This window comes from Rhizobium sp. BK538 (assembly GCF_014197575.1).
In the GTDB taxonomy this organism is placed as follows: Bacteria; Pseudomonadota; Alphaproteobacteria; order Rhizobiales; family Rhizobiaceae; genus Rhizobium.
Map to the genome: position 1 here is coordinate 1 of NZ_JACIFT010000032.1, position 18,615 is coordinate 18,615.

23 protein-coding genes and 3 pseudogenes are annotated in these 18,615 nt (G+C 58.6%); 11 read left to right on the plus strand and 15 right to left on the minus strand.

Going from position 1 to position 18,615, the window contains the following annotated elements:
* The first annotated feature begins 157 nt into the window (after positions 1–157).
* Complete coding sequence (locus FHX09_RS30155) at positions 158–424, plus strand: LuxR C-terminal-related transcriptional regulator (protein WP_246699519.1); 267 nt, start codon at positions 158–160, stop codon at positions 422–424.
* Positions 425–555: 131 nt separating this feature from the next.
* On the opposite strand, the gene FHX09_RS27135 is transcribed toward FHX09_RS30155, so the two are convergent.
* The 3 genes from FHX09_RS27135 to FHX09_RS27145 form a co-directional block, all read right to left on the minus strand.
* Positions 556–846, minus strand: a complete 291-nt coding sequence (locus FHX09_RS27135) for an ATP-binding protein (RefSeq protein WP_184450893.1) — start codon at positions 844–846, stop codon at positions 556–558.
* A 194-nt stretch (positions 847–1,040) separates the two neighbouring features.
* A complete protein-coding gene (locus FHX09_RS27140) occupies positions 1,041–1,715 on the minus strand; it encodes a YoaK family protein (protein WP_183721396.1) in 675 nt (224 codons plus the stop codon).
* Between the two features lie 533 nt (positions 1,716–2,248).
* Positions 2,249–2,776, minus strand: coding sequence for a YqhA family protein (locus FHX09_RS27145; RefSeq protein WP_183721398.1), 528 nt, complete (start codon positions 2,774–2,776; stop codon positions 2,249–2,251).
* Positions 2,777–3,231: 455 nt separating this feature from the next.
* Here FHX09_RS27145 and FHX09_RS27150 point away from each other — a divergent pair, with 455 nt between their 5' ends.
* From FHX09_RS27150 to FHX09_RS27180, 7 genes and pseudogenes are all read left to right on the plus strand, one after another.
* A complete protein-coding gene (locus FHX09_RS27150; RefSeq protein ID WP_183721401.1) occupies positions 3,232–4,668 on the plus strand; it encodes a basic amino acid/polyamine antiporter in 1,437 nt (478 codons plus the stop codon).
* A 109-nt stretch (positions 4,669–4,777) separates the two neighbouring features.
* A complete protein-coding gene (locus tag FHX09_RS27155; RefSeq protein ID WP_184450894.1) occupies positions 4,778–6,208 on the plus strand; it encodes a basic amino acid/polyamine antiporter in 1,431 nt (476 codons plus the stop codon).
* A 14-nt stretch (positions 6,209–6,222) separates the two neighbouring features.
* The gene (arcA, locus tag FHX09_RS27160; protein ID WP_184450896.1) at positions 6,223–7,479 is read left to right on the plus strand and encodes an arginine deiminase; all 1,257 of its coding nucleotides are present in this window, start codon (positions 6,223–6,225) and stop codon (positions 7,477–7,479) included.
* Between the two features lie 171 nt (positions 7,480–7,650).
* Positions 7,651–7,755, plus strand: a pseudogene (locus FHX09_RS30160) (multicopper oxidase domain-containing protein); the annotation flags it as partial.
* A gap of 107 nt (positions 7,756–7,862) precedes the next feature.
* Positions 7,863–8,225, plus strand: coding sequence for a type IV toxin-antitoxin system AbiEi family antitoxin domain-containing protein (locus tag FHX09_RS27170; protein ID WP_348649200.1), 363 nt, complete (start codon positions 7,863–7,865; stop codon positions 8,223–8,225).
* Between the two features lie 214 nt (positions 8,226–8,439).
* A complete protein-coding gene (locus tag FHX09_RS27175; protein ID WP_184450900.1) occupies positions 8,440–8,742 on the plus strand; it encodes a DUF1778 domain-containing protein in 303 nt (100 codons plus the stop codon).
* Positions 8,739–9,254, plus strand: coding sequence for a GNAT family N-acetyltransferase (locus tag FHX09_RS27180; protein ID WP_184450902.1), 516 nt, complete (start codon positions 8,739–8,741; stop codon positions 9,252–9,254). Before FHX09_RS27175 ends, FHX09_RS27180 begins: the two co-directional genes overlap by 4 nt.
* Before the next feature lie 50 nt (positions 9,255–9,304).
* On the opposite strand, the gene FHX09_RS27185 is transcribed toward FHX09_RS27180, so the two are convergent.
* Positions 9,305–9,568: a hypothetical protein gene (locus FHX09_RS27185; protein WP_165933153.1), complete on the minus strand. Its 264-nt coding sequence runs from the start codon at positions 9,566–9,568 to the stop codon at positions 9,305–9,307.
* A gap of 61 nt (positions 9,569–9,629) precedes the next feature.
* Between FHX09_RS27185 and FHX09_RS27190 the strand changes: the two genes are divergently transcribed.
* Complete coding sequence (locus tag FHX09_RS27190; RefSeq protein ID WP_132592742.1) at positions 9,630–9,905, plus strand: hypothetical protein; 276 nt, start codon at positions 9,630–9,632, stop codon at positions 9,903–9,905.
* Positions 9,906–10,214: 309 nt separating this feature from the next.
* Entirely contained in the window at positions 10,215–10,544 is a 330-nt protein-coding gene (locus FHX09_RS29495) for a hypothetical protein (RefSeq protein ID WP_210301598.1), read from the plus strand.
* On the opposite strand, the gene FHX09_RS27200 is transcribed toward FHX09_RS29495, so the two are convergent.
* Positions 10,527–11,276 carry a sulfite exporter TauE/SafE family protein gene (locus FHX09_RS27200; RefSeq protein WP_184450905.1) on the minus strand — a complete coding sequence of 250 codons (750 nt, stop codon included), beginning with the start codon at positions 11,274–11,276 and terminating at the stop codon, positions 10,527–10,529. The genes FHX09_RS29495 and FHX09_RS27200 overlap by 18 nt on opposite strands.
* Before the next feature lie 97 nt (positions 11,277–11,373).
* On the opposite strand from FHX09_RS27200, the gene FHX09_RS27205 reads away from it, so the two are divergent.
* Positions 11,374–12,309: a LysR substrate-binding domain-containing protein gene (locus FHX09_RS27205; protein WP_184450907.1), complete on the plus strand. Its 936-nt coding sequence runs from the start codon at positions 11,374–11,376 to the stop codon at positions 12,307–12,309.
* Positions 12,310–12,462: 153 nt separating this feature from the next.
* On the opposite strand, the gene FHX09_RS27210 is transcribed toward FHX09_RS27205, so the two are convergent.
* The 10 genes and pseudogenes from FHX09_RS27210 to FHX09_RS30165 form a co-directional block, all read right to left on the minus strand.
* Positions 12,463–12,732, minus strand: a complete 270-nt coding sequence (locus FHX09_RS27210; protein WP_184450909.1) for a hypothetical protein — start codon at positions 12,730–12,732, stop codon at positions 12,463–12,465.
* A 2-nt stretch (positions 12,733–12,734) separates the two neighbouring features.
* Positions 12,735–12,929, minus strand: coding sequence for a hypothetical protein (locus FHX09_RS27215; RefSeq protein WP_183721417.1), 195 nt, complete (start codon positions 12,927–12,929; stop codon positions 12,735–12,737).
* Positions 12,929–13,096: a hypothetical protein gene (locus FHX09_RS27220; protein WP_007799735.1), complete on the minus strand. Its 168-nt coding sequence runs from the start codon at positions 13,094–13,096 to the stop codon at positions 12,929–12,931. The genes FHX09_RS27215 and FHX09_RS27220 overlap by 1 nt, the downstream gene beginning before the upstream one ends.
* Positions 13,097–13,320: 224 nt before the next feature.
* On the minus strand, positions 13,321–13,758 hold the full coding sequence (locus FHX09_RS27225) for a CBS domain-containing protein (protein WP_132592730.1): 438 nt from the start codon (positions 13,756–13,758) through the stop codon (positions 13,321–13,323).
* 632 nt (positions 13,759–14,390) lie between these two features.
* A pseudogene (locus FHX09_RS27230) lies at positions 14,391–15,076 on the minus strand (IS110 family transposase); the annotation flags it as partial.
* A 16-nt stretch (positions 15,077–15,092) separates the two neighbouring features.
* The gene (locus FHX09_RS27235; protein ID WP_184450911.1) at positions 15,093–16,001 is read right to left on the minus strand and encodes an NAD(P)-dependent oxidoreductase; all 909 of its coding nucleotides are present in this window, start codon (positions 15,999–16,001) and stop codon (positions 15,093–15,095) included.
* A 20-nt stretch (positions 16,002–16,021) separates the two neighbouring features.
* Positions 16,022–16,438 carry a cupin domain-containing protein gene (locus FHX09_RS27240; RefSeq protein ID WP_183721422.1) on the minus strand — a complete coding sequence of 139 codons (417 nt, stop codon included), beginning with the start codon at positions 16,436–16,438 and terminating at the stop codon, positions 16,022–16,024.
* A gap of 138 nt (positions 16,439–16,576) precedes the next feature.
* Complete coding sequence (locus tag FHX09_RS27245; protein ID WP_184450913.1) at positions 16,577–17,125, minus strand: Rid family hydrolase; 549 nt, start codon at positions 17,123–17,125, stop codon at positions 16,577–16,579.
* Positions 17,126–17,311: 186 nt separating this feature from the next.
* Positions 17,312–18,208, minus strand: coding sequence for a LysR family transcriptional regulator (locus tag FHX09_RS27250; RefSeq protein WP_184450915.1), 897 nt, complete (start codon positions 18,206–18,208; stop codon positions 17,312–17,314).
* 134 nt (positions 18,209–18,342) lie between these two features.
* A pseudogene (locus FHX09_RS30165) lies at positions 18,343–18,548 on the minus strand (hypothetical protein); the annotation flags it as partial.
* Positions 18,549–18,615 lie beyond the last annotated feature (67 nt).

Here is an 18,615-nt window from a genome sequence, read left to right on the forward strand (position 1 = left end):
GCCTTGTTGTCATGTCGTCATGGTCTTGCGGTCATGGTCCTGCTGTCATGCTTGCTGCCATGGGCGGGAGAGGCCGAAGGCCTCCCCTGGGGAGAGGCCGAAGGCCTCCCCTGGGGAGACGCCTCAGGCCTGTCCCATCGGCTGGCTGTACATTGGCATGCGGCTTTACGACGTAATCCGCAATGTCTCGGCAGGCCGGAAGACCGACAGCTTGGTCGCAAAACTCTCCGCAAAGGAAGCCACGGTCTTCGCGCTGATCGGAAAAGGCCAGACGAACCGGCAGATCGCCGAGGCCACCGGCGTCCAGATAAAGACCGTCAAGTTTCACGTCTCGCGACTGCTCGCCAAGCTTGGGCTGCGGAACCGTGTGGAAATCGCGCTTCTGGCCCAGCAAAGTGGCGTAGGCAAGACCGCCCGTGGCTAGCGGCGGCGATGAGTTGGACATTGGGGCGGCCGACGCAAAGTGACATGACCATCCTTGGAGGTTAGCCGAACGCGTCAGGCTGCCTCCGGGACATTGGCAGCTCGGTATCCAAACGCGCAGATCAAATTCGTTCATGCGGCCTGCATGAGCATGAGAGAAGGCTGGCTTTCACCAGCCTTTCCTTCTTTTACGGGGACGCTTTGCCGATCCGGCTTGGTGGTAAAGAATGGCTCGAAAATGCGGTTCAAGGCAGCCGGATCGATCCCAGGACCGTTATCAGCGACAGCAATGATGGCGTCTTGACCTTCCAAGCCGGTCCACAAATTGATGCGGGGCTCGGGCCTATCATAGAGGGCTTCTGCGGCATTGCGGATCAGATTGTGGATGATCTGCTGGAACGAGATGACATCGATTGCCACCATGCGGGACCGGTCGGCGATCGCGATATTCAGCGCGATGCCTCGTTGTGCCAGGTCCGCTTCGAAGAAGCGCGTCGGCGAGCGCCACGGTCTCCATCCGCGCCTCTGCTCCAGAGATAGGCGCGCATACGGCCAAGAATGTCGCCCGCGCGTTTTGCTTCACGGACGTTGGCCTCGAGCGAGCTGAAACGGTCAGTCTATGTCGGCTTCTGCGCGCTCCGGCGTGCATAGAGGATACTGATCAGCCCCAAGAGCGCCGAAGGGACGAGCATTCCAACGACGCCGACGGTAACCTGGGCAAACGCCCCCGCAGCGCATCCGGCGACGAAGCCAAAAACCAAAACCATTGATGTCAGTGACTGGTTCCACTCGTCAGGTTTCTCAGGGTAGCCAATCAGCCGACGAGCAGCAGCCACGGCCAGACCAGCGATGTTGCCGGTCATCAGCGAAAACGGCGGGCCAAGTCCGCTGTCCAGCCGTTCGATCGCCGTCAGCATTCCCATAGCAACAACAGCGAATAGGGCACAGGCGGCATCAAATCCGGTATTGGCGATTGCCAGAACAGCCGAAATCGCAAACGCGCAAGCCGCCGCGATTAACGTCCAGACGGTTGCCCTTTGCAGGGGTTTGATACGGGCCACCATAATCGCTGCGATACCTGCACCGACCATAAACAGCGGAAATGTCATCAATTGCAATCCTCGCAGACCGCCTTGCTCGTGACCGACGAGTCCCAATCCGATGAGGACAACATTGCCTGTAACCAGGCCGACAAAAAGCCCGCCTAGATGAATGAAAAATAGCGCATCTGCAAATCCTGAAACGAATGCAAGCACCAGCGAATTGCCTTTGCTACGAAGTACATCCAGCATCGATCGCGGTTTCCCCATTCTAAGTGTTTAGATCGTTCGTTCTGAAGCGCGCGGCGTCGCACGATCCGGCAATGATCTCCATCTGAATTGACTCGCGACGTCCAGTCTAGAAGATTTTGGTTTCACGGCCGGAGGCGAGTGAAGGGTATTGTCACATAAACGTGGCGTCAGTATTTGTGGGCTAGAACGCATGGCATGATTGAGCCTGCCGTCAGCCACAAACGTCACCGTTTCCCAGCTCAGATCATCGCCCATGCCGTCTGGCTCTACTACAACAAAAGAACTCCGGGTCACAACGATGCCGGACGAGGCGCTAACCGCCGTCGAGGACAGTGGCCAGTCTTGATCGATTGATTGGGTGATCGAGAAGCCCGCCGGACTTGCTCCTCCGATGAAGCTCACAGCGATTGGCTCTGATGGCGCGTGCTCGCTACGGATGTGTTGAAGCCGAGCAGGCGTGACGGCGAACCCGCAGTCCGTTTTCGCCAACAGTCCGTCATCCCGGCGCGATAAGGAACGACTGAAAGGCGACCTTAAGACCGTGATGTGACATCGCCGCTCGCCGCATCTGTCTTAAACGCGGCCGGACGCGGGTGCGAGGAAACGGTCGCGATTATTTTCATTGCTGCGGCCAATAAGACAATAGCGACAGGCAAGACCAGCGCGTTCCATTGCGGCATAGTATCGGCAGTCTCCGCAACCAACGTCACGAAGTGGACGACGAGATAGAGAATAATCATCTGAAAGAAAAGATTCTTAAGCTCGGCGATGCCTTCAATCACCATCCATTCCGGCAATTTCTTTCGCCAGGGCGAAGACGGGTCAATCACGAATCCTACCGTGATCGCGCAGCCGAAAATTACCAGCACGATACCGAACAACAGCTTGTCCGTACCCTGCAGGACTGCAGTAACGACGGCTTGGTCCGGATCAGTTCGGATGTAAGCGAACGCGTCCCAGATTGTGAGAAGGCCTTCCCAAAACATCAGGAAAGACGCCGCGATGACGCCGACAGATGCCAGCGCCATCACGTAACGCAAACTCAATAGCACGGCGATCATGTCGTCTCGTCCCCGGAAAGCGGCTTACTCGCAGGTCAGTTTCGGAAAACGAAATCACTATTGGCTGTTGGCATCCATTACCATTAACTCGGCATCCCTGTCCATTCCGCGTCGAGTGGTATCCTCGTTCAGAAAAATACGGCCGAGGCCCGTTGGGGCGGTAGCAGAGCAAAGGCCAACCGGCTGCGACTGATTGGAATACATGGTGCGGCGACACCTGATCTGAAGGTTTGTCGAAGAACTGTCTGACAAGGCATTTGATTTTTTTAGGTGCCGCGCAATATGCATACACGCAGAAATAGAGCCTCGGGGCCTGGTTCGGCGACTGATGGATAAAATGGCTTTGCGAATGGCAACCAGGTGCGCAGTGGTCCTTCCGGTTGCCGCAACCGGCGCCGGCGCGGCTAGTTGCCAGTTGAAGGCGTTTTGCCCCTTGTGTTCTCATTGGAGCAAGCATGTCCAGTTCTTCTCATGAGACCAAGTTTTCCGCCTGGACACTGATGGGAATCGTGGTTGGTTCCATGGTCGGCGCGGGAATTTTCTCCCTGCCTCAAGCCTTCGGCAGGGCGACCGGACCGCTGGGTGCGATGATTGCTTGGACAATTGCCGGTGTCGGGATGCTGATGGTCGCTTTCGTGTTCCAAACCCTTTCAGAGCGGCGACCGGACCTTGACGCGGGTATTTATGCTTACGCCAAGGAGGGATTTGGCAACTACGCCGGCTTCCTGTCGGCGCTCGGTTATTGGAGTGCTGCTCTTTTAGGGAACGTATCGTATTTTGTTCTCATAAAATCGACCCTCGGGTTGTTCTTTCCAATTTTCGGAGATGGAAATACGGTCATTGCAGTAGCGACCTCTTCATGCCTGCTCTGGGGAATGCACTGGCTCATTCTTCAAGGCATCCGCCAAGCTGCAGCTTTAAACGCTGTCGTAACAGCCGCAAAGCTCATTCCAATCATGGTTTTCATCGTCCTGGTGCTCCTCGCCTTCAAATGGGAGGCCTTCAGCAGCGGATTTTGGGGAAGTGGTGATCGCACCTTTACTGCAATCGCTGAACAAGTGCGCAGCACCATGCTGGTCACAGTATTCGTCTTCGTCGGCATCGAGGGTGCAAGCGTTTATTCGCGATATGCCAAGAGCAGGTCAGACGTGGGGATCGCCACGGTAGGCGGATTTCTGCTTGTCTTGGGCTTGATGCTAGCCGTCACATTGCTGTCGTACGGCATATTATCGCCCGCTGAGCTTGGCCAACTTCGCAATCCATCCATGGCAGGTGTCCTTGCAGCGGCAGTTGGCCCGTGGGGCGCCATGTTCGTCAGCCTGGGGTTGATCATCTCTGTCGCTGGCGCATACCTCGCCTGGGTTCTGCTCGCCGCAGAGATTTTATACTCCGCGTCAAAATACGAGACGATGCCTCGTTTTCTTTCAAGAGAAAACAGTCGGGGGGTGCCTGCCAATGCGCTTTGGCTAACAAATATTCTGGTTCAGCTATTTCTTATCGTTACGCTTTTCACGCAATACGCCTTCACATTGGCGGTAGCGATGACGAGTTCAATGATATTGATCCCGTATTTTTTTGTTGCAGCCTATGGCGTCAAACTCAGTTGGAGTCAGATACCTTTCAAAGAAATAGGACGAAGCCCCCGTCGAACAGAATTTATGCAATCGTTGCTGGCACTGATCTACACGAGTGGTCTGATCTATGCAGCTGGCGCGAAGCATCTGCTTCTCACCACTCTTCTCTATGGTCCCGGTACGGTTCTTTTTGCCTTGGCGAGAAGGGAGCAACGCAAGGGAGTCTTTAACCATTGGGAAAAGGCCGCCTTCGCTCTGCTATTTCTAAGTGCAGCCGCGGCTATATTCGAAATTGCAAACGGGGGAATTAGGATATAGCCTGAGACAACCCTTAAGGGCAAAACCGCGCCCTGCAAAGGATGCAAAAGCCTTACATCAAACTGACAGCTGAACAGAGATAATGCTTGAACTGAGAGGTTTTTCTCAAATGGCAGACTCGCAGCAGAAGTTCTCACTATTCTCTCTCACCGCAATGGTGGTCGGCTCTATGGTAGGAGCCGGAATTTTCTCTCTGCCACGTACCTTTGGTATGGCAACGGGTCCTTTTGGCGCGATCATCGCCTGGTGCATTGCCGGTGGTGGCATGTACATGCTGGCGCGTGTTTTCCAGGCACTTGCCGAACGCAAGCCCGACCTTGATGCTGGCGTTTATGCCTATGCCAAGGAAGGCTTCGGCGACTATCCGGGCTTTCTCTCAGCCTTCGGCTACTGGATCGGCAGCTGCATCGGCAACGTCTCCTACTGGGTCCTGATCAAATCAACACTCGGCGGCTTCTTCCCGGTCTTCGGCGACGGCAACACGGTGGTCGCGATCGCCGTCGCGTCGATTGGTATCTGGCTGTTCCACTTCATGATCCTGAAGGGCATTCAGCAGGCGGCCCTCATCAACACTGTTGTGACGGTCGCAAAAGTTGTGCCGATCATCGCCTTCATCATCATCCTCTTCGTCTTTTTCAAGCTTGACCTGTTCCGGCTGAACTTCTGGGGTGGCGAAGGCATGCCCGAAGCCTCGCTCCTGGAGCAGGTTCGGGCGACGATGCTGGCAACCGTGTTCGTCTTCATCGGTATCGAGGGCGCCAGCAACTACTCCCGCTACGCGCAGACGCGCGCCGACGTCGGCACGGCCACGATCATGGGTTTCATCGGCGTGTCCGCGCTGATGGTCCTCGTTACGCTGCTGCCCTATGCTGTGCTCCAGCGCCCCGAGATCGCCGCTATGGGCCAACCCTCGATGGCGGGCGTGCTTGCCGCCGTGGTCGGCCCCTGGGGTGCGGTTTTTATCAGCGTCGGCGTCATCGTTTCGGTGCTGGGTGCCTATCTTGCCTGGTCGCTGGTGTGCGCCGAAGTGCTGTACATCGCCGCACGCACGAACGACATGCCCCGACTGTTTGGCACGGAAAACCAAAACAAGGTTCCAGCCGCGGCCCTTTGGCTGACCAATGGCATCGTCCAGCTTTTCGTCATCAGCACCTACTGGTCCCGGGATGCCTTCGCGCTCATGCTGAACCTGACCAGCGCCATGTCGCTAATCCCGTATCTTTTTGTAGCCGCATTCGGCTTTCTGTTGGCGAAGCGGCGACTGACCTATGATGTCAGGCCGGCGGAACGCAACCGGGATCTTATCATCGCGAGCATTGCCGCCATCTACACGATCTTCATGATCGTTGCAGGCGGCATGAAGTTCGTCCTGCTATCGGCTCTTCTTTATGCGCCCGGGACAGTTCTCTACTTCTGGGCGCGGCGGGAGCAGGGCAAGCAGATCTTCAACACAACCGTAGACTGGGTAATCTTCGCCGCAGCCGCTATAGGTTGCATTGTCGCGATCATTGCTTTGGCCACTGGATACCTGACAATCTGAAAAGGAGGAAGAGCATGTCTTCTGCAAGTTCCACCCCTCAGGCACTTGGCGTCCATTCCGAAGTTGGGCAGCTGCGCAAGGTGCTGGTGTGCGCTCCCGGGCGTGCCCACCAGCGGCTGACACCGACCAATTGCGACGCGCTGCTGTTTGACGATGTGCTCTGGGTCGACAATGCCAAGCGCGACCATTTCGACTTCATGAATAAGATGCGCGACCGCGGTATCGAGGTCGTGGAAATGCACAATCTCCTGGCCCAGACAGTCGCCGTGCCCGAAGCCAAGAAGTGGATTCTCGACCAACAGGTCGCCCCCAACCAGATTGGTCTCGGCCTGCTAAACGAAGTGCGCTCCTATCTCGAAGGGCTGTCTGACCGTGATCTTGCCGAAACGCTGATCGGCGGTCTCTCGACCTACGAGTTCCCCGAGGCAATCGGTGGCGAGCAGCTGGCTCTTATTCGCGATGCAGCCGGCGTCAATGAATACCTGCTGCCGCCGCTACCGAACACGCTCTACACGCGTGACACGACCTGCTGGATCTACGGCGGCGTCACGCTGAACGCGCTCTACTGGCCCGCGCGTCACGAAGAAACCATCCTCACCACCGCAATTTACAAGTTCCATCCGGATTTCGCCGGCAAAGTCAACGTCTGGTGGGGCGATCCGACCAAGGACTGGGGCCTTGCCACGCTCGAGGGCGGCGACGTTATGCCCATTGGCAAGGGCAACGTCCTGATCGGCATGAGCGAGCGCACGTCGCGCCAGGCGATCAGCCAGGTCGCGGCCGCGCTGTTCGAGAAGGGGGCTGCCGAGCGCGTGATCGTCGCCGCCATGCCAAAGCTGCGCGCCGCCATGCATCTCGACACGGTGTTTACCTTCGCAGACCGAGACTGCGTGCTGCTCTATCCCGATATTGTCAATGGCATCGATGCCTTTTCTTACCGGCCGGACGGCAAGGGCGGTGTCGAACTGCACAAGGACAAGGGTAGCTTTGTCGAGACGGTACGTGACGCTCTGGGACTCAAGAAGCTGCGGGTCGTCGAAACGGGTGGCAACGACTATGTGCGCGAGCGTACCCAGTGGGACAGCGGCGCCAATCTCGTCTGCGCCGCACCGGGCGTCGTCTATGCCTATGACCGCAACACCTATACGAACACCTTGCTTCGCAAGGAAGGCATCGAGGTCATCACCATTACTGGCGCTGAGCTCGGACGCGGACGTGGCGGCGGCCATTGCATGACATGCCCCATTATCAGAGACCCCGTCGATTATTGACGAACCGAAGTCTTGCCCAATGGCATAGGTGGCAAGCCGGTGAAGGCGTCAACAATAAGTGTAGCATGAGTGAAACTGGGCGCGAGCCTTGAGCAGCTGCGGCGTATTGCCTGATGATGCCAGGACTTAGTCCTGTCCGTCCGTGGACGGGAGACCGGAGGCATGCGATCTGGTCTGAGTGCGCCCAACGTCATGGATGGCATGCCCGGTCTGACGCAGCCGCCGATCAGCACCGGCGAAACCTTCGTTTATGAGTTCACGCTGCAGGATGCGGGAAGCGTGGGCATTTCCTCCTCTAGATGCGTTGTGTCTTGGTGGTTTGAATGTTGTGCGTTTATGCCTACCGTCGATGGGTCGAAAATGCGAAACTCCGAACTTGTCCCGTGGTTTGGACTCATGCTGTCGGCGGTCGCAGCGCACTCGAGCTGCAGGGCCTGCCGGAGCGAGCATTTTGCGAGCTTCTTGACCTTCTCCCGTCTAAGGAGACGTTTCATGAGGCGGACGTCCTGATGGAGTCGGTTCGAACTCTGAGCCCGAAGCGGGTTCAAGAAGTGCTGGAAGCGTGCCGCGGCGTGAAGGTAAAGAGGCTGTTTCTCTGGTTCGCTGCGTTCGCCCATCCTTGGTTCGGCCGGCTCGATCTCAAGCGTCTCGATCTTGGTCGTGGCAAGCGTCAGATCGCGGTGGGCGGTCGACTGGATAGCAAGTATCAGATTACCGTGCCGGAGACACTCGATGCCGGCGTCTGAAACTTACCGCGCGCAAATCAGTCTCCTCGTTCGGATCTTGCCACTCGTTGCCCAAGAGGCTGTCTTCGCATTGAAGGCTCCGCTTACCGGCCGATGGAATCGCCTCTCCGCTTCATAGATATGCCGGCGGCGGTGTCATATTCGCGAACCTCCTGTATCTTGAATTCTCCGGCCATTGGCCGTACATGTGTGTGATGAGTTGGAGATTGGAAAAATGGCTGAAGCAGCAAAGAGGTCGACTGCCGGCCGCGTCCGGGGGGAGCGCCTCGAGGCGCGCGTGACTGCTGATCAAAAGCGTCTGATCGAATATGCCGCTGCCCTGCAGGGACGTTCCGTGACGGATTTCGTTCTGGCAAGCTTACAGGACGCGGCGCGCCGCGCCATCGAGGAACATCAGCATCTGGAGCTTTCGATGCGGGACAGCCAAGCGTTCGTCCAGGCTTTGGTCGAACCTCGGCCGGTCAACGAACGGCTACAAGACACCGTTCGCCGCTATCGCGAGAGAACAGGCGTTTGACGAGTGGTGGAGCGGACGACATCCTGCGAGTCGAGATTCTCGGCCCGCAACATGACCGATCAGGGTTCGCAAGCGGTGTAGGGCCGCTCGACCGATATTTCCAGACGCAAGCCGGACAGGATGCCAGAAAGAAGATGGCGGCGCCCTTTGTCCTCGTGCTGAAGGACGGCAGCATCGCCGGATACTACACGCTCTCATCGACGGCAGTGCGACTCCCTGAACTGCCGGAGGCAGTCGTCCGCAAGCTGCCGCGCTATCCTCTGATCCCGGCGACCTTGCTGGGTCGCCTTGCCGCCGATCAGCGCTACCAGGGAAGAGGATACGGCCGGTTTCTTCTCGCGGACGCCCTCTACCGGGCTGCGAGTAACGAGATCGCATCCTTTGCGGTGATCGTGGACGCCAAGGACGAAAGCGCGAAGCGCTTCTATGAGCGCGAGAGCTTTTTGCCGTTTCCGGATCAGCCGCTGAAGTTGTTCCGGCCGATGGCGGATATTGAAGCATTGTTCAAATGAGGAGGTGTTCGTGGCGGATTCCGATGAAGTAGAGCCTCAGAAATTGACATTCAAAATTTCTGCCGGGCGTCGAGGCTGATGCCGGTGAGCTTGAATGGCCGGCCGGCGCCGATGTCGTCAGGAAAGCGCTGTCGGAATCGCTTAACGCAAAGAATGTGGCGTTCCTGCTCGGTGCTGTTCACGCCGTCATGAGAAAGGGGGACCGTGATCCAGCGTGACTTGAGTAGGCCAAGTGGGATGGTTGTGGACCGGCCGAGCGCGGAAAGATGCTGCGCAAGTTCGCATAAACCGCGCAGTTTTGGCGGGGCAAGCATGCGAAGGCATCCCACAACGCAGAATGCGTTAGCCGGTGACAACCTGCAGGGAATTTTCCGAATGGAAGCGCGCAGTACCTTTGCCGCTGGACTTGGCCATGTAAAGCGCTTGGTCGGCCTTCTAACCGCTGAGGCATTCGACATGCTCTTTGCGGCGGCGATATCGGGCAGCAGCGATGTCAGCCTGCTCGGCACGGCGATCCAGTTCGGGCTCAAACTCCAGCGCTTCGACGAGACGCTGCGACCAGTCGAAACGCTCAGCCGGCTGCAGCCGGACAATCCGCAGATCAAAGATCTGCTGCGGCAGCTACGAGCCATCACTGGAGCCGGGAAATAGGGATCCAGATGCAAGTGCCGTTACTTGCCAACCGCACGCTCGCCTGTCTTATGCACGAGCGGCGATGGTGCGTTACGTCTGCGCGTAGGGCCGGCTTTGTGCTCCAGGCGATTATCCAGCAATCGAATTCCTGCCCGCGAGCGGCTGGAGTCGCTTAGTTAGGGTTTCATTTCGCCCTCAGCCGAACCGACCCCAAGGCGGCGCTGTGCAGTCGGTAAAAGTCCCACTCGGCAACCGCTCCAGCGTGGATGCAGTCGGAAAGCAGGGAGGAGACGACAGGGATGACCAATCGAGAGCAATCCAAGCGCGGTGAAAACGGCGAATTCTTGCCGCTATCGGCCCGCCAGCGATGCGTCGCCAGCGGACATCAGCGCTTCGGCGGCGCGCCGAAGCAGCGGTGTCGCCTCGCCAGCGGGCGCTGTTACTGGTGACGCGGCGGCCAGTAGTGATGACGAATTGCAGCAATATTTTAATGCCGGCTTCCTATTTGCTGCATTCGATCAGCAGGCCATCCCCATTGTCTTTGGCGGAGGGTACATGGCCGAACACAGGCTGCACATTGGCGAAGTGGACGACCCCCAAGTGCGCGCTTTCTCGCCCGAATCGGTGCTTCGAGTTCGTTTACACGAATGGTCTTAGTGACATTTCCGCTCCCAGCAGAAGCAAGCAGACAAGGAACAGGCGTCGAAAGGCAGCCGCGCTGATCCGCCCGCGCAGCGCCTGGCCAGTCCACATGCCTGCGAGCGCGGGCCCAACAGCGAGCACCGAAAGCGCCAGTCCTTGCAGCTCGAATGCGCCATGTACGCCAAGACCTGCCGCGAGTGCAACGGTTGACACCGTGAAGGACAGTCCGAGTGCCTGCACCAGATCGTCCCGCGGCAGGCTGAGTGCCTGCAGGTAAGGCACGGCCGGGATGACGAAGACCCCGGTGCCGCCTGTAACGACACCGGTCACGGCGCCGATCAGGGGCGAACGCCATGGCTCCCAACGCAGGGGCACGCGGATCTGCCGCGCCAGCAAGGAATAGCCGGCATAAGTGACCAGCGCGGCGCCGAGTGCGGGTGTGGTCGCCCGGGTTCCGCCACTGGTCAGCCATGTCATGCCCAGTATCGTGCCCGCGCAGATTGCCAGCATCATCAGCCAGAGTCGGCGGACGAGCGGACCGAAGGCGGGTCCGGCTAGAAGCTGCCAGACGTTGGTCAGGAAGGACGGGACGATCAGCAGGCCGGCGGCCGCCAAGGGCGAGAGCAGGGCTCCAAGCACTCCCATCGCCACGGTCGGCAATCCCATGCCGGTCACGCCCTTGACAATGCCAGCTACGAAGAAGGTCGCGGCAATCGCAAGCAGAATGGGGAAGGAAAGATCGATCATGCACCAGTCATAGCGACGGCCGTCCCACAGACAATGCGGAAGTGCCGCAGTCAGCCTTCGGCTGGACCGAAGCCTGGCGCCCGAGTATCCTGCCGCCATGCGTTTCGATTTCACCGACCTGCGCCTGTTTCTTGCCGTCGCCGAGGCCGGGAGCATCACCCATGGCGCGGCCGAGGCCGGCCTGTCGCTGCCAGCCGCCAGCGAACGCCTGCGCGAGATGGAGGCGTCAAGCAGGCTGAGGCTGCTGGACCGCGGCCGGCGAGGGGCGACGCTGACAGAAGCCGGCGAGGCGCTGCTGCACCATGCACGGCTGGTCCTCTCCCAGATGGCTCGGATGCATGGTGAGATGGGTCAGCTCGCCAAGGCGGTGCGCGGCACCGTCCGCGTCTTCGCCAATACAGCGGCGGTCGCCGAGTTCTTGCCCCTACGGCTCGCGCCCTGGCTGGCTACCCATCCGCACGCCGACATTGTCGTCAAGGAACGCCAAAGCGCCGACGTCGCCCGCGGCATTGCGCTCGGCTTTGCCGAAATCGGCGTGCTCTCGGATTTGGTCGACACAACCGGGCTGACGCTGCGCCCCTTCGTGACGGACCGACTTGTCGTAGTGGCGGCGCGAGACCATAGTCTTGCGGCCATGCGACAAGTCTGGCTTGCCGACCTTCGCGGTCAGCCGTTCATCGGACTGACTGAAGGCGCCTTGCAGGACCACCTTAACGCGCAGGCGGCGCGCATCGGTCTGCGGACCAGGCCGCGCATCCAGCTGCGCGGGTTCGACGATATCTGCCGGATGGCAAGTGCCGGTGTCGGCGTCGGCATCGTGCCCGAGGCGGCCGCACGCCGCTGCCGGAAATCGATGCCGATCTCCGTCAAGCGGCTGTCAGACGATTGGGCGGTGCGTCGTTTGTCACTCTGCACCCGAAGCGATACGAAACTGACGCCGCTCGCGCAAAGCCTGATCAGGCATCTTGAAAGCGAAGGGAAGGGGCCGCCCGGCCGGGCTCACACTGATACCAGCGCAAGAGATGACCGTTGACGCGAGGCGAACGTCTGTAGCACAGCCGCTGTTCTCGCTGTGTGCTCGAGAGCGTCGCGCAGCGCAGGATCGACCCGACCCCATACCAGGGCTTCGTATCTGCATCTTCTGCGTATGATTGACGCGGATGCGAAGTTCGACTGCCAACCCCTGTCAGTCTCGCGGCAGCTGCCCGACAAGTAATCCGTTGCCGGCATGGTTCCCGCAGCCGGAGCATTTCAGTCTCCTGGCCAAGGTGGCAAGGGTTACGTGTTTGCCTATCCGCCTGCCAAGCTCCCATCGATCGAGCGGCGTGCTTTTTAGGCATAAAGGACAGGCGGCCACGAGCACGAACATTTCCGGTAACGATCCGAGTGTTTCGCGATCAAGGTTGACGGCATAGTCTACAGGCAACGCCAGATTGATGCCGCGGCGGTGACGCATGCCTATTTCCGTTCGAACTCGGGCTTCCAGCCACGCGTCATGCCACGGCTGATGACGCCCTCAGTCAAGGCGAGCTGGTGACGCAGATGCCTGATGTCCTCGAGCAGCGTCGCAATGGTCGCATTTACGTCGTCGTCGTGCCAAGCGAGTGCCGCCTGCACTTCGAAGTCGACGTCTTCCTTTGTCATGGGCAGCATCAGTGCAGGTCCAGGCTGAGTTGCTGACCTTTGATCGAAGGCAGCGGGCGGCCGATGTCGATCTTGCCAAAAACGCGCTTACGGCGTTCGGCATCGCGTTCACGTTCCGCACGGCTGGCTGCAACAACTGCCAAAGCGTTTGCAATAACCTGTTCGGTATGGCTCATGACAACCTCCATTGAATGTTCTTATTTTGTTCTTATTTGGTCGCCAGGTCAAGCCGGTAGCGTCGTTTCCGGGTGGCATTTGGACGCATGACAAAAAGAGCTGTGCCAGGCGTCCTTATGTGCGTCATTGCAGCGGCCTTGCGCCCAAAGGCAATGGCGCAAGCATTGGGTAAGCAGATGGCCGCGGGCCTGCCGGCCGTTTTGCTATCGTGCCACGCGGACCGTCAGTGGGCTGTCTGTGAATGTGCACCGCCGCGTTGCGAGATGCCGCTCAGTGCCCTGCCTGTTTCCATGGTCTCGCCCTTCATAGCCAGATCGCCTAGCGAGATGATGCCGACGAGCCGCTTGCTTCGGTTCAGGACCGGCAAGCGCCGCACTCGAAGATCGCCCATGCTGTGAAGGACATCTTCGATATCTTCGTCATCGAAGCAGTATTTGACATCGGTGCTCATCACGTCACGCACCTTTGCGTCCGGCCCTTTACCCTCTGCCACGCCACGAATGGCGATGTCGCGATCAGTGATCATGCCGACCAGCCGGTCATTGTCACCCACCGGGAGAACGCCGGCATCGAGACGTCCCATCATTAAGGCGACATCCTGCAATGTCTGCTCCGGATCGGTGATCTGAACATCCGTGGTCATGCAATTGACGACTTTCATGGTAGTAACCTCCCTCACGTTGTCCGCGCCAGGTAGCGCGAGATAAAAGAATCAACGCGCACCGATCGGAAACGTTCCTGCCAAAAGCCCTGTAGACTGATCGCGTAACGCTTGCTTCAAATCGCCCACTTGTGGAGGTTTCAGACCAGGTCAGTTCGGAGCGGCTCGAGCATCTTCGATGACCTCGGGCACGTCGTTTTTCGGGGCGCCGACTGCAGCATCTCGTCGGGTCGCCTTGATGCAAACCCGTCCGCTGACCGGGTTCCGAATGGAAGGAACCTGGTGCAAGTTTCCGGCCTTGGCGTTGACAAACCGACATCAATCTCAGCGCCAGCGAGCGGAGGTCCTTCTCTATTCGGCGTGGTGAGGTCAAGCATCTTCTGACTGTCCGTAGCTATGACGATTGACGTCTTCGCAGTATCGCGCTGCTCTCCGGGCTCGGCCTGCGTGGCCCTCCCATTATGGGATCAGAAGAATGAGGCGGAACAATCCAATCGGCGATCTGATCGCAATAAACGACCGTACCAAGACAACCGCGCGAACTCACCCCATCCGTCGTCCTGCGAAAGACATCTTTCCACCGGCAGTGGAATCTTCTTGTCTCCTTTGGTTCTTGTCACCTTGGTTGTTAATTACGCAGCAACAGGCAAGCTCTCCCGTGTCCAGCAGAATTCGGTTCCGTCACTCCACATGCGATGCACGCAAGCCGTCGCGCCAAGGCGACAACCGCCTTTTGCCTGCCGCGGCGTTTGGCGATATTCATCGCCCGCGCTTTTAGCCACGACCATTTCTTAACGTTTACAAGCACGACTTGCGCGGCTTCGTACAGCAGGGATCGCATCATCGCGTCACCGCAGCAGGATACTCGCCCGACCCGTTTGCTTTCACCAGACTCGCTCAGTTTCGGCGTCAGCCCGAGCACAGAACCGACCGCCTTTGAATGTGCAAACCGGCCAGGAATATCGATCGTTGCCGTATAGGTGAGAGCGACAACGGGGCCGACACCAGGGATCGTCGTCAACCGGCGACAAACGTCATCGTCGTAGACCAAATCCAAAACCTTCTTGTGCAGCTTGTTGAACTCGTCGCGCAGCAGTTTGCGTGCAGCCAACAATGGCTGCATGATTTCGTGTAGATCAGGCCTGTCTTCGACCAGCTCATTGATCCGCTTCTCGAATTTGACCTTGCCGACCAATCCGACTTTCAGACCGAAGTTGCGCAACAATCCGCGAATGTCATTCGCGATGGCGATGGCTTTTTCCTGCAAGAGTTTGCGCGCGGTCAGCAATGCCCGGTGCTTCTGGCTCGTCAGTGTCTTCTCGCAGGCTTTGCGCTCAGGATTTCCAGAGCAATGGTCGCGGAGAAAAGCCGAGATTTGCCTTTGCCTTGCGGTTGGAGGCGCCGGTTAGAGAGAGGTGATAATATACCGCCTCCGCACCGGCCGTTTTTAAGGCGTCATCGACGCTGACTCGCGGTGGTTCTGGCGCATCAACCCAGCGCGCGAAGGCCGGGAGCCATTCGGAAACCGGAAGCGGGTCATCGTCCACGATGTTGTAGACGCCAGGCTTAGCGGTAAGCGACGCGACCGTCGCAGCGACCGCATCGTCGATGTGGACGAACGACCATACTGCGCTTCCGTCTCCTATGATCACTGCTTCCTGGTTCCGAGCCTGATCCGCAACCGCGCCGTCGGGGCGATACCAGGTGCCTGGGCCGTAGAAAAAACCATAGCGGAGAACAATGCCCGCCAGCATCGATGATCCGGTGACCCGGCTTTCGTAATCGTCAAAGGCGCGGGCGCTGTCGCCGATCTCGCCCGGCGCGTCGCGCCGTAGTTTTGCAGTTTCGTCTGCGAGCGTCCCGGAGGGGGCATCAAGGTAGAAGCCGCGCGATTGCATAATGAAGCGGCGGACACCGATTGCTTCTGACGCCGTGAGCAGATTGGCGCCGCCTTCGCGGTGCAGTCTGGTGTCGTTGGGCATGGCTTTGATGATATCGGCCGGGCTTGGGGGAAGCCAAGTGAGCTGATCGATGACGACCTCCGGCTTCGCCGCTTCGAGCGCGCGACGCACCTCCGTTGCGTTGAAGGCATCGGCCGTGGACGCCTCCGCTCCAAGCTCGCGCAGACGATCGACGCCTGGACCTGGCCTCGTCATACCGGTTACCTGGTGCCCTTGTGCGCGGAGCGCGCGCACGAGTGGGAGGCCTACCGCGCCCGTGGCGCCGGCAATAAAGATGTTCATGGCGATGTTCCTCTTCGGGTTTACTCGATGGGGGTGGTCAGGGCCTTTTCATCCGTGTCGACGACGAACACGGCGAGCAGCCTTGCGGGCTCGGTCTTGCTGGCGTTGCGGCTGACGAGATGGCGGGCAGCCGGCGGCTCGTACCAGCTCTCACCAGCACGATAGGTCCGCGTCGGACTGTCATTGACCTTGGACTCGATCTCTCCGGACAGGACGTAGGCGAAAATGAACGCAGAATCCGCGTGCGTGTGCGGGTCCGATGCCCCAGCCGGCGGATAGTCAACGATGAGGGCCGTCAGCGCTTTCCCTGGAATGTTGGGAATCGCCTTCTCGAAGTGAGGCGTGACAACGTCGCCGGGGCCATGCCCCACCGCAGGCACTGCGGTGGCGATGACGAGGGCGGCGCAAGCTGTGCCCATGGTGCACCATGCACTCATGATGAGATTCCTCCTTTATGGCGTCGGTGGGAAAGTGAACCGGTACTCTTGCGAGCTGGCCGGAAGGGTGTTGGGTACTCACCCCTGCAGCGGCCGGATGTTCGGAAACAGGCGTCGCGTCAGATGGGCCTTTTTGGCCTAGTCAGTTACGGCAACCATGCTGATTTCGATCAGTTGGCTAGGAAATGCGAGGCGCGGCGTCACGAGTATTGTGCTGGCAACGGCCGGCTTTGGAGATCCAAACGCCGTCTTGCGAACAGGCCCCGCGACTTTGAAAGCCGCGTCCATATCCAGAACATAGATCGTTTCCTGTACGACGCTATCGAGCGTCAGCCCATAGGCCGCCAGGACCTTGGCGCAGTTGGCATATGATTGCTCCATCTGTGCGCCCATGTTCGAGAAATCCGTAACCTTTCCACCTTCATCGACGGGGGCCGGCGCTACCATCTCGCCTTTATTGTTATGGCTAAGCTGGCCGGATATGTGGATCGTGGCTCCGACTTGTACAGCCTGCGCATAGCCGTAGGCGTCTTCCCAAGGAACGCCGAAGTTCTTTACGACCTTCTGGCTTTTTGTTTGCGACGTGGCGGGTGAGACCGACACGGTGAATGCGGCAGCAGCCAAAGCAGAAACCCCGACAATGCTTCTCCGTGACAGATCAACAATGCTATTTGCTTCTGTTTGCATTTTGCTCCTCCTGGTCTAACCAGAGACAGCCTGTCACGGCAGGGGAGGATAACTCAAGCTTCATTCTGGCAAGACTTAGTTTGCAAATTTGCGATCCGCCCGTCGTGGCAGGTGCGATCCCTTTGGCGCGGCAGAAATTGAGCAGGCTATCCGATGTTCGCGGATGGAAGCCCGCTACATACCCCTCTATCGAGGGACTTCCCCTTCTATGAGGCTGCGTTGCTTCGCGATTGCTTCGTTGCAAAACACCGTGAACGCATACACCCGTCCGGACCGTCGGATGTCGGGATGCGTGAGTACCCAAAGCTCATCTGAAAGATCTGGCTCAACATTGCCCAGGCGTTTCAAATTCTGGTTAATGTCGCCAAGCATGCACGGCAGGTAGCCGATTCCAATCCCGGCCTCGATCGCCGCCGCAATGCTCACCACCGAGTCACTTCTGTAAACAATCTTCTCAAAAGGAACCGCCTGTTCGATCCATTTGGCCGCCCTGAGGCGAGAGAGCGAGCCCGAGTAGGACGTCCAGTGCCGGCTTACTGCTTCCTTCCCGTCGTGATGCTCCTCATATCGCCGTCCGTACATTGCCCAGGCGATGGTCGCCACCTTTCGACCAAAAAGGTTCTCGGGAGGTTCGGAGGTCGCGCGAATTGCGATGTCGGATTCACCGCGGGCCAGATTGAAGGGATTGTTCGCAATGAGAACTTCAACGCGTATACTGGGGCTTTCTGTCCGAAAGGCCGCCACAATGGGAACTATGAGATTGTACGCTAGCGAATCGCTTGTTGTGATCCGAAGGTCGCCGGCGTGGCCGGCCTCGCGATCCGAAATCCGCGTGGAAACGCCAATTATCTCCAGCTCGATATTTCGTGCAAGGGCTATGACTTCAGTGCCCGCGTGAGTCGCGATATAGCCGCTTCGCCGCCGGTCAAACAACACCACCTTTAGCGCATCCTCAATTTGTGACAGGCGTCGAAACATCGTGGAGTTGTTCACGCCCAGGCTTGCTGCCGCCGCGGCGAGGGAGCCGTATTCTCCGATAGCCTTGACGACCCGCAGATCATCCCAACTTAGTCGATCACCCATGTAATTCCGAGACCTTCACCCTCTTCGCACGTCAAACCGTAGGCCGTGGATTTCGAGCCCGGTTCATGCACGGAATACAACCATTTTAGCTCAATTTCGTGAGGCGGCCGAGGGCCACCTTGCCTTCAATAAGTTCATTGATGCGCGCCTCGAACTTGATCGCTCCGACCCGTCGGGGAGAGGGGCTTTTCAAAGCCAGACGCCGTGGTGAGATTGATCCGAAAGCGGTCGCGCCGACGACGGTGTTTGCGCGCCATCTCCGCGATCGCCGGCCGAGCTGCTTTTGAGTGTAGCGCTCATCGATCTGAACGGAGGAGGCGAGACTGGCACGAAATGAATGCGTCAGAAAGCTTCCATTGTTGGTGTCCTTCGGCTGTGTCGCGCATAACGGAGCGAAAAGTTCAAAA